Origin of the sequence: Methylosinus sp. RM1, from assembly GCF_011378635.1 — a bacterium.
GTDB lineage: Bacteria > Pseudomonadota > Alphaproteobacteria > Rhizobiales > Beijerinckiaceae > Methylosinus > Methylosinus sporium.
This window is the reverse complement of sequence record NZ_WOVC01000001.1, coordinates 26,052-42,126: the sequence shown is the minus strand read 5'-3', so window position 1 is coordinate 42,126 and position 16,075 is coordinate 26,052. Positions and strand designations below refer to the sequence as shown.

Sequence of the window (16,075 nt, the reverse complement as noted above, 5' to 3'; positions counted from 1 at the left end):
ATTGCAAAAAACCGCGCGCGCCGATGACGGCGCGTCCTCCGCCCTGCGACGCCTGCCGATCGGGCTGAATTCGGCTTTGGCACGAGCCGTGCTGTGGCCCAGCGCCGTCAACGGCCTCGGCGAGACCGCCGACGAAGTCGAACGGCGCCGCTTCGAGCGTCGATCAAGGGTAAGGAGGCGAATAAAAATGCCCAAATACAAGCTCGAATATCTCTGGCTCGACGGCTACACGCCCGTGCCGAACCTCCGAGGCAAGACCCAGATCAAAGAATTCGAGAGCTTCCCGACGCTGGAGCAGCTCCCGCTGTGGGGCTTCGACGGCAGCTCGACCAAGCAGGCGGAGGGCAGAAGCTCTGACTGCGTTCTCAAGCCCGTCTCCGTCTTCCCGGACATCACCCGCACCAATGGCGCGCTGGTGATGTGCGAGGTGATGATGCCGGACGGCGTGACGCCGCATGCGTCCAACGCGCGCGCCACCATTCTCGACGATCCGGGCGCATGGTTCGGCTTCGAGCAGGAATATTTCTTCTACAAGAACGGCCGTCCGCTCGGCTTCCCCGAGGCGGGCTTCCCGGCCCCGCAGGGTCCCTATTACACCGGCGTCGGCTATAAGAATGTCGGCGACATCGCGCGCCAGATCGTCGAGGAGCATCTCGACATCTGCCTCGCCGCCGGCATCAACCACGAAGGCATCAACGCCGAAGTGGCCAAGGGCCAGTGGGAATTCCAGATCTTCGGCAAGGGCTCCCGCAAGGCGGCCGACGAGATGTGGGTGGCGCGCTACATTCTGCTGCGTCTCGCCGAGAAATACGGCATCGACATCGAGTTCCACTGCAAGCCGCTCGGCGCCACGGATTGGAACGGCTCGGGTATGCACGCCAATTTCTCGACGAGCTACATGCGCGAAGTGGGCGGCAAGGCCTATTTCGAGCAGCTGATGAGCGCCTTCGAGAAGGCCAAGGACGATCACATCGCCGTCTATGGTCCGGACAATCACATGCGCCTGACCGGCCTGCACGAGACGGCGTCGATCCACACCTTCAGCTGGGGCGTGGCGGATCGCGGCGCGTCGATCCGCGTGCCGCACAGCTTCATCAAGAACGAATATAAGGGCTATCTAGAAGATCGCCGCCCGAACTCGCAAGGCGACCCCTACCAGATCGCCTCGCAGATTCTGAAAACCATCTCCACCGTGCCGACCCACTGAGGAGCCCGGCGTCGCTCCGAAACGCGCTTTCCGAAGCGCGAGCTTCGGGCGGCGCCTCCGAAGCCGGAGCGGGACATGCGAGCAGGCCGACCGCAGGCGACGCCCAGAATTTAGGCGTGGCCCGCGGTTGGCCGCACAATTTTATCCGTGGAACATTTTTGCAGCAAATGCTATGAGCCCCATCGGTTCCTCGGCCGGATCGAACTTGGATTTCGGCGCGAGGGACATGAGCGATGCGGGGAAAGGTGAATGAAGAAAATCGAGGCGATCATCAAACCCTTCAAGCTCGATGAAGTAAAAGAGGCGCTCCAGAGCGCCGGCCTGCAAGGCATTACTGTCACCGAGGCGAAGGGTTTCGGTCGCCAGAAGGGGCATACGGAACTCTATCGCGGCGCGGAATATGTGGTCGATTTTCTTCCCAAGGTGAAAATCGAGATCGTGCTCGCCGACGACGCGGTGGACAACGCCATCGAAGCCATCCGTAAAGCCGCGCAGACCGGACGCATCGGCGACGGAAAAATCTTCGTTTCGAATGTCGAAGGCGCCATCCGCATCCGCACGGGAGAGACCGGCGCGGACGCCATCTGATTTCGCCCGGATATCGCCGACGCCCCGCCGCCCCCCGGCATTCATTCTCGTCTCCCGCGCTGGACTCGACCGTCCACATCGAACTGAAGGCTCCACGACATGACCACGGCCAAGGACGTTCTCAAGCAGATCGCCGACAATGACGTAAAATATGTGGATTTCCGCTTCACGGATCCGCGCGGCAAGTGGCAGCACGTCACCTTCGACGTGTCGATCATCGACGAGGACGCGCTGAACGAAGGCATCATGTTCGACGGCTCCTCGATCGCCGGCTGGAAGGCGATCAACGAGTCGGACATGACTCTCCTGCCCGATCTCTCGACGGTCACGCACGACCCCTTCTTCGCCGCCTCCACCCTCTCCATCGTCTGCGACGTCGTCGAGCCCACCACCGGCCAGCCCTACAACCGCGACCCGCGCGGCATCGCCAAAAAGGCCCAGGCCTATCTGCAGTCGACCGGAATCGGCGACACCTCTTTCTTCGGTCCGGAAGCCGAATTCTTCGTCTTCGACGACGTGCGCTTCTCGACCGATCCCTACAACACCGGCTTCACCGTCGACTCCGTCGAGCTGCCCACCAATTCCGACACCGCCTATGAGGGCGGCAATCTCGGCCATCGCGTGCGCACCAAGGGCGGCTATTTCCCGGTTCCGCCGATCGACTCCGCCCAGGACATGCGCGGCGAAATGCTGGCGGCCATGGCGGCCATGGGCGTCGCCGTCGAGAAGCACCATCACGAGGTCGCCTCCGCGCAGCATGAGCTCGGTCTGAAATTCGCGACGCTCGTCACCGTCGCCGACCATCTGCAGATCTACAAATACGCCATTCATCAGGTGGCGCATTCCTACGGCAAGACGGCGACCTTCATGCCCAAGCCCGTCTATGGCGACAATGGCTCGGGTATGCACGTCCACCAGTCGATCTGGAAGGAAGGCAAGCCGGTGTTCGCCGGCGACAAATACGCCGGCCTCTCCCAGGAGTGCCTGTGGTATATCGGCGGCATCATCAAGCACGCCAAGGCGCTGAACGCCTTCACCAATCCGTCGACGAACTCCTATAAGCGCCTGGTTCCGGGCTTCGAGGCTCCGGTGCTGCTCGCCTATTCGTCGCGCAACCGCTCGGCCTCCTGCCGCATCCCCTTCGCGACCAGCCCGAAGGCGAAGCGCGTCGAGGTTCGCTTCCCCGATCCGACGGCCAATCCCTATCTCGCCTTCTCGGCCATGCTGATGGCCGGTCTCGACGGCATCGCCAACAAGATCGATCCGGGCGCGCCGTCCGACAAGGACCTCTACGACCTGCCGCCGGAGGAGCTGAAGGCGATCCCGACGGTCTGCGGCTCGCTGCGCGAGGCGCTGGACAGCCTGAAGGCCGATCACGCCTTCCTGACCGCCGGCGGCGTCTTCAACGAGGATTTCATCCTCTCCTACATCGACCTCAAATATCAGGACGTCTATCGCTTCGAGATGGCGCCGCATCCGGTCGAGTATGACATGTATTATTCCTACTGATCGCCTCGCGATCCTGTAGAAACGATAGGGCGGCCGAAAGGCCGCCCTTTTTGTTTGTCGTATCGTCGAGGGACAAAAAACCTCGCCCTCATCCTGAGGAGGTCGCGAAGCGACCGTCTCGAAGCACGAGGGCGAGATCCGGTAGTCGGCCTGCTGAAGGCCACGCGCGTGAAGCTTCCTCGTCCTTCGAGACGCGGCCTTCGGCCGCTCCTCAGGATGAGGAAGCTTCAACCCATCGTCACTGCCGCCGACAGATTAGTCGACGTCCTCGACTTTCTCCGGCCCGCCGCCGAGCACGCGCTGAGCGAGCGAGGCCTGCATGAAATCGTCGAGCTCGCCGTCCAGCACCTCGTCCGGCGTGCCGGAGGTGTGGCCGGTGCGCAAATCCTTCACCAGCTGATAGGGCTGCAGCACATAGCTGCGAATCTGATGGCCCCAGCCGATATCGGACTTCGACGCTTCGACGGCATTGGCCTCCGCCTCGCGCCTTTCCAACTCCACCTCATAGAGGCGGGCGCGCAGCATGTTCCACGCGGTGGCGCGGTTCTTGTGCTGCGAGCGCTCCGCCTGACACGCGACGACGATGCCGGACGGAATATGGGTGATGCGAATGGCCGAATCCGTCGTGTTGACGTGCTGGCCGCCCGCGCCCGACGATCGATAGGTGTCGATGCGACAGTCCGATTCGTTGATCTGAATGTCGATCTTGTCGTCGATGACCGGATAGACCCAGACCGAGGCGAAGCTCGTGTGCCGCCGCGCATTGGAGTCGAAAGGCGAGATGCGGACGAGACGATGCACGCCCGATTCGGTCTTGGCCCAGCCATGGGCGTTCATGCCCTTGACCAGCAGAGTGGCCGATTTGATGCCGGCCTCGTCGCCGGCCGTCTCCTCGATCACCTCGACCTTGAACTTCTTGCGCTCCGCCCAGCGGGCGTACATGCGGAACAGCATTCGCGCCCAGTCGCAGCTCTCGGTGCCGCCGGCGCCCGAATGCACCTCGATGAAAGTGTCGTTGCCGTCGGCCTCGCCCGAGAACAGCGCCTCGATCTGGCGCTCGCGCGATTCCTTCAGCAGCGCCACGAGCTGCGCGATCCCTTCCTTCTCGGTGTCGGCGTCATTCTCGGCCTCGCCGAGCTCGACGAGGGTGATGGCGTCCTCGAGGTCGCGGTCGAGCCGCGCGATGGAGGAGAGCTGATCCTCGAGCTGGGTGCGCTCGCGCATGATCTTCTGCGCGGCTTCGGCGTCGTTCCAGAGATCGGGGTCCTCGACCCTGGCGTTCAGCTCGGCGAGACGTCGCGTTGAAGTCTCGACGTCAAAGATGCCTCCTCAGCAGTCCCATGGACTGCTCGATCTGTTCTTTCAGCGCAAGCGGCTCGGCGCGCATGTCTCTCATCCCTTTTGGGCTCAGGGCCGGCGGCCCGAGGCCGGAGGTATTAGAGCAAGACGCGCAAAAGATGAAGCCCCCGGCGGAAGCGCGGCGCCGGCCGGCCGCGACGACGGCGCCAAACGGCGCCGTTCACGGTCAGGGACAGAGCCCGGTCGATTTGCGGTAATTCGCGAGAGAATCCGGCAGCGCCGACGCGCATATCGGCGCGGCGATGTTGCGCGCCTGCTGCGGCTGTCCATCGTGGAGCAGCGCAGCGAGCATCAGCCGGACACGCGCCTCCATATGGTTCAAAACGGGGATGGTCAGCGCCTGCTTATCGGCGAGCGCTTCGCGCAATTCCTTTTCCGCCGCGGCTGCCGATCCATGATCGATCAGCCAGGCCGCGTGCGCGAGACGCGCGCGCGGGTCGCGCGGATTGCGCGCGAGCGTCGCAGCAGCGCCCGCCTTGGCCTTTTCCCAATCGGCAGGAAAGTCGGGAGCGAGAAGTTGGACTTGCGCGAGGCGCGGCGGGATGAGCGTTGCGGAGCCGAGCGCGACGGCGAAGAAAGCCGCGGCGAGCGCCGCCGGCAATTTGTCGAATGCCGGCCGCGGCCGATCGATCGGCCAGAGCGGCAAAAGCGCCAGCCCGCAGAGCAAGCCGCCGGCCGCGCCGCCGAAATGCGCGGCATAATCGATATGCGCGCCGTGACTGATCGAAACGAGCGGCAGCAAGGAGGGCAGCAGAATCTGAAACGAGCCGGTCAGGAGATTGTTGCGCTCCGGCCCCGGCGGAAAGCGATAGCTCGCAACCGCGGTCGCCGCGAACAGAGCCACGACGCCGCCGGACGCGCCGACGCCGACGATATCCGGCGGATTGAAGAAGACCGACGCCGTCGAGCCGGCGAGCGCGCCGACGCAAAAAACGCCGGCGAACCAGGCCGCCCCGACGAGACGCTCCAATTGCGAGCCGGCGGCGATCAGCGCGACGACATTGAGCAGCAAATGAAACAGCCCGCCATGCAGCAGCGGCGCGGTGAACAATCGCCACCATTCGCCGTCACGAATGGCGGCGAGCGAGGAGCCGCCCATGGCGAACACGGTTCCGACCGCCGGCGTGATAGCGTCCGTCGCCGGAAAGGGCGCGAAGGCCAGCTCGCAGGCGAAGATCGCAGCGAGAACGACCGCGAGCGCGATCGAGAAATAAGGCGCGACGAGCGCGACTTTCGGCTCGGCGGGCGCGCTCTCGCGCGCGAGCGCCGCCGCTTCCGGCGTCTGCTGCGCCTTGGCCTCCTCCACTCTCGCCGCGACGAACATCGTCAATTTGTCCGGCTCGACGTCCAACATGGAGAGCGTAAAAACGATCTCGCGGCTGCGCCAACCGAAAAGTCCCCCGAGCCACGCTAAAAATCCGGCGCGCTCCAGCCGATCCGCGGCGACCGGATAGAGAGTGAGATGCAAGAGTTTCTGATTGTTGGCGACGCTCGTATAGATATTTTGCACGTCGCCCCAGGAAACCGGGCCGCTCACGATCGAGGGGCTGGAGAAATCGCGATCCGTGAGAATGAAGGCGGGCTTTCGCGCCTGGATCAGCTGCCAGAGCGCGGCCAGCGCGCAGAGAGCGGAAAAGGCGAGAACCAGCACGCCCGCCGCGAGGCCGTGACGTTCGTCCGGGTGAAGCGTCATGAAGACGCCGCCTGCGGTGAAGACCAGGCTGCCGACGAAGATCAGCAAAAGCTTTTTGGTCGCACGCCGGATCTCGACGCGCGTGGATTGTTCGACCGTCATGAAATACACTCGCCGCTATATAGATGTGACGTCGGCGTAAGCTTAGCCGAAATATCTCGGGCCGCCTAGACGGCGGACTCGCGGCTTCGTCAATCCTGCGACAGCGGCTCGCCGTCCTCGCGCGGCTCCGGCAGCGGCTCCAGCGGCGGCTCGCCCCTCGCGCGCTGAGCGGCGCGCTCCAGCATGAGCATGAAGGCGTCTATGTCTTCCTCGCGCGTGCGGTGATTGAAGATCGCCGCGCGGATCGTCGGATGGCCGTCGAGCAGCGTCAGCGAGGGCGCCGCCTCGCCGCTCTCATGCAGCTCCATTACGATCTCGCGATTGAGACGCCCCGCCTCATCGTCGTCCTTCACGCCGAAGCAGACGACATTGAGCGCCACCGGCGCACGCATCTCGAACGTGCCGGACGCTTCGATATTGCGGCGCAGCCGTTGCGCCAGAGCGCAGCTTTTTTCGATGCAGGCGCCGAGACGCTCGGTCCCGAACACCTCTATGGTGAACCAGGTCTTCAGCGCGCGAAAGCCGCGCGAGAGATCGGCGCCGAGATCGCAAGGCCAAATCTCGCCCGCCGCCAGCCCGCGCGGCGCGCGCGTCAGATAGGCGGCGTTGGCGGCGAAGGCGCGGCGATGCGCCTCCGGGTCGCGCACCAGGAAGAAGCCCGCGTCATAGGGCACATGCAGCCATTTGTGGAAATCGAAGGCGACAGAGTCGGCGCGCTCGAGACCCTTCACCAAAGGCTTCAGCGCCGGCGAGAGAACGGCCAGCGCGCCGAAGGCGCCGTCTATGTGGAACCAGAGGTCTTCCGCCTTCGCAATGTCGGCGAGCGCGTCGAGATCGTCGATCGCGCCCGTGTCGACCGAGCCCGCCGTGCCGACGACGAGAAACGGATGCAGCCCCGCGGCGCGATCCTCGGCGATGGCGCGGCGCAGCTCGTCCACACGCAGCGAACGGGCCCCGTCCGACTCGATGAGCCGCAAATGGCGCGCGCCGAGGCCGGCGAGCTCCATCGCTTGCCGCACGCAATTATGCGCCTCGCGCGAAGCATAGGCGACGAGCTGCTCCTCCAGCACCTTCAGCCCGTTCTTGCGCACATTCTTCCCGCCCAGCGCATGTTCGCGCGCGACCAGAAGCGAGAGAAAATTGGCGATCGACGTGCCGGTGACGAAGACGCCGGAAGCGTCCAGAGGGAAGCCGAACGCCTGCGCCATCCAGGCGGCGATCTGCCGCTCGACGTCGAGCGCGATGTGATTGCGGCCGCCGCAATTGGAGTTGAGCCCGGCGGCGAGCATTTCCGCCACCATGCCGATGGGCGTGCCCGCCCCCTGCGCCCAACCCATGAACAGCGGATGGATATTGCCATTGGCGTAGGGCTGGATGAAACGCTCGAAATCCTCTAGCGCGGCGGCGAGGCCCCGGCCTTCGGCCGGCAGCGGGCGCCGGAAGCGCTCGCGCGCCTCCGCAGAGGGCTCGCGCCAGACCGGCCGCTCGCGCAGCGTCGCGAGATGGTCGATCATCTGGTCGAGCGCGCGATGGCTCTCGGCGCGAAACGCCTCCCAATCCGTCGGATCGAGATCCGCGGGCAAGGCGTCGGCGGGCGCCGGGACGGCCGCGCCGATCGACTTCGGCGGCCGCTGTGAGTGGTTCATTCCCGCTTCATCCCCGGGAGCTTCGTAAGTGGGACGGACTAATCAGCTTTCGCGCTGCGAAGCAATATCGCCGCCGGAAACGGCGCGGCGCCGACCTGCGCCGTCACTACGCCACCGTCAGCTCGACTGTCCCCACTCCGTCGATCGCCCCCGTCACATGGTCGCCCGCGACGATCGGCCCGACGCCGGCGGGCGTGCCGGTAAAAATGAGATCGCCCGGCTCGAGCCGCACGAAGCTCGACAGGATCGCCACGATCTCGGCGACGCTCCAGATCATTTCGGAGAGATCGGCGTCCTGCCGCGTCGCGCCATTCACGGCGAGGCTTATGCGCCCCTTGCCCGGATGGCCGATGCGCGCGGCCGGGGCCAGCGCACCCAGCGGGGCGGAATTGTCAAAGCCCTTGGAGAGGTCCCAGGGCCGGCCCGCGTTGCGCGCCTCGCTCTGCAGATCGCGGCGGGTGAGATCGATCCCGGCGGCGTAGCCGAAGACATGGGCGAGCGCATCCGCCCGCGCTATCTCCGCGCCGCCGCTCCCGATCGCCGCGACCAGCTCGATCTCGTGATGGAGGTCCGCGGTTCGCGGCGGATAGGGGATCGTCGCGCCGCTGGCGACCACGGCGTCGGCGGGCTTGGAAAAAAAACACGGCTGCTCGCGCGAGGGGTCCTTGCCCATTTCCCGCGCATGGGCGGCGTAATTCTGCCCGACGCAGAAAATGCGCCGCACCGGAAAACGCCGCGCATCTCCCGCTATGGCGAGCGAGGCCGGCGCCGGCGGCGGAAACAAAAATTCGCTCATCGCGCTCCCCTCACAAATAGCTCAGCCACCAATCGCGCCGCCGCCGCTTGACGCCGGCGAACCAGACGCAGGCGGGATAGATCGCCGCCATGATCGCGATCCACATCACATAGGCGCCGCCGAGGCCGAGGCCGTAATTCTCGGGCGGCGGGCCGCCGCTCTCGAGGCCTTTCAGATCGACGCCCTTGGCGAGGGCGACGATGAGAGCGGCGACGAGAATGACATAGAGATGCAGCACATAGGCGAAGAGCGGAACGCGGCCGAATGTGGCCAGCACGCGCCCTGCGGCGCCGCCCGCCCGCTCCAACGCCGGCAGCAGCAGCAGGCCGACGCCGAGCGTGACCAGCACATATTGCAGCGAGGGCGGATATTTGCTGACATTGAGGAAGGAGAGCGCCGTTCGGGCGCCGTCGGGATAGGTCAGCCAGAGCCGCGCGTCGCCATAGACGCCGGCGAAGCGCAAGGCGGCGAATCCCGCGAGAAAGGCGAGGCCGAGCGCGGCGAACGCCCGCATCCGACGCTCGTGCGGCCACAGGAAGATCGGCGCCAGCCCATAGCCGAGCGCGATGACGCCGATCCAGGGCAGCACCGGATAATAGACTTGGCCGCTGAGGCCGAAGGGCAGCGGCCCTTTTTCATGCAGCACATTCCACAAGGGCGCGAACTCGCCCAATTGCGCCGCGTGGACGCTGTCGAATAGATTGTGCAGGAGAAGGATCGCCGCGCCGATCGCCAGCACGGCCCGCGTCGGCAGAGAGACGAGCGCCGAAAGCGCGATCATGCCGCAGCCGATCGCCCACAGAGTCCCGAGCTCGATCGCGCCCGAGCCGACTGTCCACACCGGGCTGACGATAAAAATGTCGAGCAGGATCAGCCATAGGCCGCGCGTCCACAGAAAGCGCGCGCTCTCGCCGCGATCCTCCAGCGAGAGCGCGTGCAGATAGGCGGAGACGCCGGCGAGAAAGGTGAAGGTCGGCGCGCAGAAATGCGTGACGAAGCGCGTGAGGAACAGCGCCGGATAGGTGTGGTCGAGATCGGTCGGATCGAAACGCAGCGCATCGGCGTCGAAGAAATCGCGCACATGGTCCAGCGCCATGACGATGATGACCAGCCCGCGCAGGCGATCGATGGAGAGGAGACGCGCGCGGGCGGGGAGCGAGACATGCTCGCGCGTTGCGCTCGGGGCTTCGTCCAGCATGATCGTCATGACGTGTCTCCGATCGTCGACGGCCGAAAATTCGTCGCATGAAACAGCGGCCACACCCTCCCCTTCAGGGAGAGGGTCGGCCTGCGAAGCAGGACGGGGTGGGGTGAACATCCCGAGTCTGCGGGCGTCACCCCCCTCCCGAGCGCCTTCGGCGCTCGACCTCCCCCCTCGAGGGGGAGGTGGGGCGCGCTAATCGAAATCGACCGGATCGAACTCGCGCAGCGTGCGGCAGAATTCGCAGGTCACGCCGATGCGGCCATTGTCGCCGATCATGTCACGGCGATCCTGCGGCGTGAAACTGCGCAGCATATTGGCGATGCGATCGGTCGAGCAGCGGCAGGATTCGACGATCTCGCGCGTCGGATAGACGGTGACGCCGCGCTCGTGAAACAGCGAATAGAGCAGGCGCTCGCCCGAAAAGCCCGGATCGACGAGTTCGTGATCCTGCGTCGTCGCCGCCAGCGACAGGCCTTCCACCCAAGCGTCCTCCTCGCCCTCTTCCGGCAGGCCCCCGCTTTCGGGCGCGTCGCCGGGGTCGAGATCGCGCGGGCGCAAAGGCGCCTCGGGCAGATATTGCAGCAGCAAGCCGCCGGCGCGCCAGCTGCGGCCGGCGGGCGTCACGCTCTCGGCGACGGCGAGACGCACATAGCTCGGGATCTGCTCGGACTGGCGGAAATAGCGATGCGCCGCCTCGGCGAAGCCGTCGCCCTCCAGCGGCACCACGCCTTGGTAGCGCGCGGAGTCGCGGTCCCGCTCCATCGTCAGCGCCAGGTGGCCCTGGCCGATGAGCGCGCCCGGGCTCATGCCGGCGAGAATGCGGCTCTCGTCATAGCGCGCGAAGCCGCGCAGCTTTCCAGGCGCGTCGAAATCGACGACGATCATATCGACCGGCCCGTCGCTGCGCGTCTGCAATTGGAAGCGCCCATGCGACTCGATGAGCGAGCCGAGCAGCGCCGTCAGCGCCGCCGCCTCGCCGAGCAGGCGCGCCACGGCGGGCGGATAATCATAATGGGTGAGAATGGAATTCACCGCCGGCCCGAGCCGCACCAGACGCCCGCGCAGATCGAGCGGCTCGACGGCGAAGGGGAGCAGATTGTCGTCCTCGGCGAAGGGCGACGCCGGCCGGGCGTTGGCCTCGTCCGCCCGCCCGATCATCTGCTCGCCTGTGCGTTCAATTTGCTCGCCTGTGCGTTCATGGCGAGCCCACTCCGAACACCCAGGCGAGCACGCCCTTTTGCGCGTGGAGGCGATTTTCCGCCTCGTCGAAGACGACAGATTGCGGGCCGTCGATGACCTCGTCGGTCACTTCCTCGCCGCGATGCGCCGGCAGGCAATGCATGAAGATCGCGTCCTTATTCGCCGCGTCCATCAGCTTGGCGTTCACCTGGAAGGGCGAGAGCAGCGCATGGCGGCGCGCCTCCTCCTCCTCGTCGCCCATCGACACCCAGCAATCGGAGATGACCGCGTCGGCGCCGGCAACGGCCTCGAAAGGATCGGCGGTGAGATTCATCCGCACGCCATTGGCGCGCGTCCAGGCGATGAGCTCCTCGCTGGGCGCGAATTCCTTCGGCGTCGCGACATTGATGGTGAAATCGAAGGGCTTGGCCGTATGGACCCAGCTCGCCAGCACATTATTGGCGTCGCCGGTCCAGGCCACTGTGCGCCCCTTTATGGGGCCGCGATGCTCTTCGAAAGTCAGCACATCGGCCATCACCTGGCAGGGATGCGAGAGCTTGGTGAGCCCATTGACCACAGGCACGCTGGAAAAACGCGCGAGCTCAGTGAGATCGTCATGCGAGAGAATGCGGATGACGATGGCGTCGACGAAGCGCGACAGCACGCGCGCCGTGTCCGCTATGGTCTCGCCGCGGCCGAGCTGCATCTCCTGTCCCGTCAGCATGATGGTCTCCCCGCCGAGCTCGCGCATGGCGAGATCGAAGGAGACGCGCGTGCGGGTCGAGGGCTTGTCGAAGATCATCGCCAGCGTCTTGCCGGCCAGCGGCTGGAAGCTCGAGCGCGCGCCGCGCACGCGCGCCGCCTTGATGGCGGCGGCGGTGTCGAGAATGCGTCGCAGCTCCGCGGCCGGAACTTGCGAAATATCGAGGAAGTGACGGACTCCCGTCACCGGCGTATGGGCGGTCATCGCGCAGCTCCTGCGCTCTCGAGCTTCACACAAGCGGCGTCGAGCCGCCGCGCGGCCTCGGCGAGCTCGCTCTCGCCGATGATGAGCGGCGGCAGCAGGCGCACGACATTGTCGCTCGCCGGAATGGTGAGCAGCCTGGCCTCGCGCGCCGCGGCGGCGAACTCGACATTGGGAACGCGCGTCTTGAGGCCGAACATCAGCCCCTCGCCGCGCACGCTCTCGATGATGGCGGAATGGCGATCCTCGAGTTCGGCGAGCTTTTGACGAAAGAGCACGCCGAGGCCGGCGACGCGCTCGATGAAACCCGGCTCCAGCACGACGTCCAGCACGGCGTTGCCGACCGCGGTGGCGAGCGGATTGCCGCCATAGGTGGAGCCATGCGCGCCGACGGTCATGCCCTTGCCGGCCTCGGCCGTGGCGAGACAGGCGCCGAGCGGAAAGCCCCCGCCTATGCCCTTGGCCAGAGCGGCGATATCCGGCGTCACGCCGGAATGCTCGACCGCGAGGAAACGGCCGGTGCGGCCGATCCCGGTCTGCACCTCGTCGACGATGAGCAACAGGCCGAGCTCGTCGCAGAGCTCGCGCAGGCCGGCCAGGAAGCGCGGCGGAGCCGCGCGCACGCCGCCCTCGCCCTGGATCGGCTCCAGCAGCACGCCGGCCGTCTGCGGGCCGACGAGCGCGCGCACGGCTTCGAGATCGCCATAGGGGGCCTGATCGAAGCCGTCGGTCGGCGGGCCGAAGCCGTCGAGATATTTGGGATTGCCGCCGGCGGCGATGGTCGCCAGCGTGCGGCCGTGGAAGGCGCCCTCGAAAGTGATGAGGCGGTAACGCTCCGGCCGGCCTTCCACAGCATGGAATTTCCGCGCCGTCTTGATCGCGCATTCGACCGCCTCGGCGCCCGAATTGGTGAAGAAGACGATATCCGCGAAAGTCGCCTGGACGAGGCGGCGGGCGAGGCGCTCGGCCTCCGGAATCTGAAAGAGATTGGAGACGTGCCAGGGCTTCGCCGCAGCGGCGGAAAGCGTTCCGACGAGATGCGGATGGCCATGGCCGAGCGAATTGACCGCGACGCCGGCGCCGAAGTCGAGATAGCGCTCGCCGTCGCTGGCCGTGAGCCAGGCGCCCTCGCCCCGCTCGAAAGCGAGATCGGCCCGCGCATAAGTCGGAAACAGCGCCGAAACCACCTGGCGTCTCCCCTCGGAGAGACCCCGCTCGCAGGCGCCGCGGACAGCGCCGGACCCATGCAGCGAGGGTCTATGCAGCGAGGGTCTGAAAATCAAAGTGCCGCCCTTCGGGGGCGGCAGCTTTCTCACGGAAACATTCTAGGTCCTCCCCTTGCGCCGGTCAAATCCGTTTCGCCGTGGCGGACAGCGCCGAGACTGCGGCGAAAGGACGGCGCTGGAAGGGCGGCGATCGTCGAGCGCCGGGGCCGCCCCGCAAAAGACCCGCGACGAGGATTGCGACGAGGCTCGCGAGGCGCCTCTCGAAAAGACGTTCGCGCGTGGCGAAATGCGGCGTCATACGTGAAATTCCATGCGATGCGACGCCCATAGTGAGTCTTTCGCGCAACACCGGCGCGGAATGATCGGCATTAGCTTGTGGGGAACGCCGTTTCGCTTGCCAGGGACTCTTGCGCGTGATTCAACTGGTAGAGTAGCGTTCGCGTCATCGCCCACGATATCTCGTGTGGCGCCTTCAATCGAGTGTGTGGTGCGTCTTGTCGACTCCGGCTTCGCCGGTTGCGCGAACGTTCGCCGATTCTCTCGGCTGAAGCCGGCTTAATCGAGGAGGACCTTTATGTCCTGGACCGACGAGCGCGTCGAGATGCTGCGCAAGCTCTGGAACGACGGCCTCAGCGCCAGTCAGGTGGCGGCCGAGATCGGCGCTGGCATCACGCGCAACGCCGTCATTGGTAAAATCCATCGTCTCGGCCTCGCCCAGCGCGCCAAGACGCCCCTGGCGGCGCGTCCGCGCGTCGCAAAACCACAACGTCCGCAGGCGCCTCCGGCGCGCGTGCATCACGGCCATGCGCCGGCCGTCATCGGCAATGTGGCGCTCGCCCTCGCGCCGCGCGCATTGGTGATGCCGGACGCCCGGCCGCAAGAGGAAGTCGTCATTCCAATGTCCGAACGCGTCACGCTGATGGAGCTCCGAGAGTCGATGTGCCGTTGGCCGATCGGCGATCCGACCTCCCCGGAGTTTCGCTTCTGCGGCGCGAAATCGCCGGGCGGCGGCGGCCCCTATTGCGGCTATCATTCGCAGATCGCCTATCAGCCCGTGCAGGATCGCCGCCGCGCGCGCGATCAGCTGCGCTCCGCCGCGCGTCTCGCCTGAGACGCGTTCGCAATATCAATCCGCGTTCCAGAAATAGTGCCAGACGCCATCCGCGCCGACGCCGATCCGCATCACCTTGGGACGGCCGTCGGCATTGGACGCCGCAAGATCGGCAAAGCGCACGCAGGCCCATAGCGCGAGCGCTTCCTCCTCACTCGCCGGCGGCGCCGGACGCCGCGCGAAAGCGGGCCATTCATAGCTCTCGAACGGCCCGCGCGTGATGCGCAGAAAAGGCTGCGACAAGACGGCGCGCGCGATGGAGAGCATCTCGCGGCCCGCGCGGTCGAAAGAGAGCGACTTCAAGGTTTCGATCGGATCGGCGCCCGCCGGCCGCCGCGCGCCGCGCTCGAACAAGGGGCGCAGCTCGTTCCAGTCGATGGGAATGCGCAGCGCCTCTATGTCGCCGGTCGCGCAGGCGGCGAGGATCTTCTCGCGCAACGCCCGCGCCGGCGCGGGCAGAGCGGCAAGATCGCGCATCGGCTCGGAGAGGGTTTCGACCGCGGCTCTGCTCGGCTTTTTCACACGCGCGCTCTGCGGGGTGCGCTCAATGGCGCAGGCCGCTCGAGAATTCGCCGTCGCGCAGGCGGCGCGGCAGGCGCTCCACGAATACCGCGACCTCCTCCTCGCCATAGGTGGCGACCAGCTCGTGCAGCGCCGCGGAGAGCGCCACATAAGCGAAGGAATCGCCTTCTATCCCGGCGAGCGCGGCTTCCGCGAAAGCCTCGGCGAGATAGGCGAGCGCCACGCGCCGTTGCTCGGAGCCGGCGACGTCGTCCAATGTGGAGGAAGGAAAGCCCGTCATGTGAACCACTCTAATCAACGGCGGCCGAACGCGCGAGACGTGTCCTTGCCGGAGGGTTAACGCCCTTGCGCGTATCCGACGTCAGGAATTACCGTAGCGATAGGCGATGTCATGGGCGATGCGGCCGCCCTCGTCGAGATAGCGCGAGATCGCCGAGCGCGCATTGGGCGTGCAGGAGCGATAGGTCGTCTCATAGCCGCGAAAGCCGCGATTGAAGGCGCCCGTCAGCTTCGACCGCCGCTGCCCGGTCTTGGCCTCCGCCTCCAGCAGCGCGCTCATTTTGACGCGCCAATCCTCGCCGTCTTCCGGGCCGCAGAGATCGCGCAGATAGGAGAGCGCCCCCAAAATCTCGGAAAGTCGCAGCAATTGCGGCTCGTAGGGCGGCGGCGGCCCTTCGGCGGCGGATGGCGGCGCGGCGGGCTGCGCCGGAAGCTGCTTGCCCGCCTGGGGCGTTTTCGCCGCGTTCTTTTTCTTCGGCTTGGGCTGCGGCGACGCTTGCTCGATCACGCGCGGGGCCGAATGCGGCTGGCCCCAGCCGAACAGACTTTGAAGGAAATCCTGGGCCCGGGCCGGCGAAGCGAAAGCGCAACAGAGCGCGAGCGGAACGGCGAGCCTGAAGGCTCGCGGTCCGAGCCGCGACTTGGACCGCGAGCCTTCAGGCTCGCTCGCCCGGACACATCCACCATCTG

Annotated in this window: 15 protein-coding genes; 4 read left to right on the top strand and 11 right to left on the bottom strand. The window is 66.1% G+C overall.

Annotated elements, in window-relative coordinates; translation table 11 throughout:
• Positions 1-187: 187 nt before the first annotated feature.
• From FMZ75_RS00185 to glnA, 3 genes are all read left to right on the top strand, one after another.
• Complete coding sequence (locus tag FMZ75_RS00185) at positions 188-1,207, top strand: glutamine synthetase beta-grasp domain-containing protein (RefSeq protein WP_142864603.1); 1,020 nt, start codon at positions 188-190, stop codon at positions 1,205-1,207.
• Between the two features lie 249 nt (positions 1,208-1,456).
• Positions 1,457-1,795 carry a P-II family nitrogen regulator gene (locus tag FMZ75_RS00180; RefSeq protein ID WP_108916135.1) on the top strand — a complete coding sequence of 113 codons (339 nt, stop codon included), beginning with the start codon at positions 1,457-1,459 and terminating at the stop codon, positions 1,793-1,795.
• 99 nt (positions 1,796-1,894) lie between these two features.
• On the top strand, positions 1,895-3,304 hold the full coding sequence (gene glnA / locus FMZ75_RS00175; protein ID WP_108916136.1) for a type I glutamate--ammonia ligase: 1,410 nt from the start codon (positions 1,895-1,897) through the stop codon (positions 3,302-3,304).
• Positions 3,305-3,559: 255 nt separating this feature from the next.
• Here the strand turns inward: glnA and prfB are convergent.
• From prfB to FMZ75_RS00135, 8 genes are all read right to left on the bottom strand, one after another.
• Positions 3,560-4,691 (bottom strand): peptide chain release factor 2 gene (prfB, locus tag FMZ75_RS00170; protein WP_166140875.1). Its coding sequence is split into 2 segments (ribosomal slippage): positions 3,560-4,621 and positions 4,623-4,691, totalling 1,131 coding nucleotides; the frame shifts between segments, so codons are not numbered across the junction.
• A 138-nt stretch (positions 4,692-4,829) separates the two neighbouring features.
• Positions 4,830-6,458 (bottom strand): rhomboid family intramembrane serine protease, encoded by a 1,629-nt coding sequence (locus tag FMZ75_RS00165; protein ID WP_166140874.1) that lies wholly within the window; start codon positions 6,456-6,458, stop codon positions 4,830-4,832.
• 89 nt (positions 6,459-6,547) lie between these two features.
• Entirely contained in the window at positions 6,548-8,104 is a 1,557-nt protein-coding gene (locus tag FMZ75_RS00160; protein ID WP_166140873.1) for a pyridoxal-dependent decarboxylase, read from the bottom strand.
• A gap of 106 nt (positions 8,105-8,210) precedes the next feature.
• Complete coding sequence (locus tag FMZ75_RS00155) at positions 8,211-8,900, bottom strand: fumarylacetoacetate hydrolase family protein (RefSeq protein ID WP_166140872.1); 690 nt, start codon at positions 8,898-8,900, stop codon at positions 8,211-8,213.
• Between the two features lie 10 nt (positions 8,901-8,910).
• Positions 8,911-10,107 (bottom strand): DUF1624 domain-containing protein, encoded by a 1,197-nt coding sequence (locus FMZ75_RS00150; RefSeq protein ID WP_166140871.1) that lies wholly within the window; start codon positions 10,105-10,107, stop codon positions 8,911-8,913.
• Positions 10,108-10,296: 189 nt separating this feature from the next.
• Positions 10,297-11,262, bottom strand: a complete 966-nt coding sequence (locus FMZ75_RS00145; protein WP_166140870.1) for an Hsp33 family molecular chaperone — start codon at positions 11,260-11,262, stop codon at positions 10,297-10,299.
• A 37-nt stretch (positions 11,263-11,299) separates the two neighbouring features.
• Entirely contained in the window at positions 11,300-12,250 is a 951-nt protein-coding gene (gene argF, locus FMZ75_RS00140) for an ornithine carbamoyltransferase (protein WP_166140869.1), read from the bottom strand.
• Positions 12,247-13,434 carry an aspartate aminotransferase family protein gene (locus tag FMZ75_RS00135; RefSeq protein WP_166141015.1) on the bottom strand — a complete coding sequence of 396 codons (1,188 nt, stop codon included), beginning with the start codon at positions 13,432-13,434 and terminating at the stop codon, positions 12,247-12,249. Before FMZ75_RS00135 ends, argF begins: the two co-directional genes overlap by 4 nt.
• 613 nt (positions 13,435-14,047) lie before the next feature.
• On the opposite strand from FMZ75_RS00135, the gene FMZ75_RS00130 reads away from it, so the two are divergent.
• Positions 14,048-14,584, top strand: a complete 537-nt coding sequence (locus FMZ75_RS00130; RefSeq protein ID WP_108916144.1) for a GcrA family cell cycle regulator — start codon at positions 14,048-14,050, stop codon at positions 14,582-14,584.
• 15 nt (positions 14,585-14,599) lie between these two features.
• Here the strand turns inward: FMZ75_RS00130 and FMZ75_RS00125 are convergent, their stop codons facing one another.
• The 3 genes from FMZ75_RS00125 to FMZ75_RS00115 form a co-directional block, all read right to left on the bottom strand.
• Positions 14,600-15,106 carry a hypothetical protein gene (locus tag FMZ75_RS00125; protein WP_370464653.1) on the bottom strand — a complete coding sequence of 169 codons (507 nt, stop codon included), beginning with the start codon at positions 15,104-15,106 and terminating at the stop codon, positions 14,600-14,602.
• Positions 15,107-15,128: 22 nt separating this feature from the next.
• A complete protein-coding gene (locus FMZ75_RS00120) occupies positions 15,129-15,386 on the bottom strand; it encodes a hypothetical protein (RefSeq protein ID WP_108916145.1) in 258 nt (85 codons plus the stop codon).
• A gap of 81 nt (positions 15,387-15,467) precedes the next feature.
• Complete coding sequence (locus FMZ75_RS00115) at positions 15,468-15,893, bottom strand: TIGR02301 family protein (protein ID WP_370464652.1); 426 nt, start codon at positions 15,891-15,893, stop codon at positions 15,468-15,470.
• Positions 15,894-16,075: the final 182 nt, after the last annotated feature.

Excerpts from the sequence above, each read along its gene's own strand:
- FMZ75_RS00185 (WP_142864603.1), top strand. The coding sequence starts at position 188 with ATGCCCAAATACAAGCTCGAATATCTCTGGCTCGACGGCTACACGCCC.
- FMZ75_RS00180 (WP_108916135.1), top strand. The coding sequence starts at position 1,457 with ATGAAGAAAATCGAGGCGATCATCAAACCCTTCAAGCTCGATGAAGTA.
- glnA (WP_108916136.1), top strand. The coding sequence starts at position 1,895 with ATGACCACGGCCAAGGACGTTCTCAAGCAGATCGCCGACAATGACGTA.
- FMZ75_RS00165 (WP_166140874.1), bottom strand. The coding sequence starts at position 6,458 with ATGACGGTCGAACAATCCACGCGCGTCGAGATCCGGCGTGCGACCAAA.
- FMZ75_RS00160 (WP_166140873.1), bottom strand. The coding sequence starts at position 8,104 with ATGAACCACTCACAGCGGCCGCCGAAGTCGATCGGCGCGGCCGTCCCG.
- FMZ75_RS00155 (WP_166140872.1), bottom strand. The coding sequence starts at position 8,900 with ATGAGCGAATTTTTGTTTCCGCCGCCGGCGCCGGCCTCGCTCGCCATA.
- FMZ75_RS00150 (WP_166140871.1), bottom strand. The coding sequence starts at position 10,107 with ATGACGATCATGCTGGACGAAGCCCCGAGCGCAACGCGCGAGCATGTC.
- FMZ75_RS00145 (WP_166140870.1), bottom strand. The coding sequence starts at position 11,262 with ATGATCGGGCGGGCGGACGAGGCCAACGCCCGGCCGGCGTCGCCCTTC.
- argF (WP_166140869.1), bottom strand. The coding sequence starts at position 12,250 with ATGACCGCCCATACGCCGGTGACGGGAGTCCGTCACTTCCTCGATATT.
- FMZ75_RS00130 (WP_108916144.1), top strand. The coding sequence starts at position 14,048 with ATGTCCTGGACCGACGAGCGCGTCGAGATGCTGCGCAAGCTCTGGAAC.
- FMZ75_RS00120 (WP_108916145.1), bottom strand. The coding sequence starts at position 15,386 with ATGACGGGCTTTCCTTCCTCCACATTGGACGACGTCGCCGGCTCCGAG.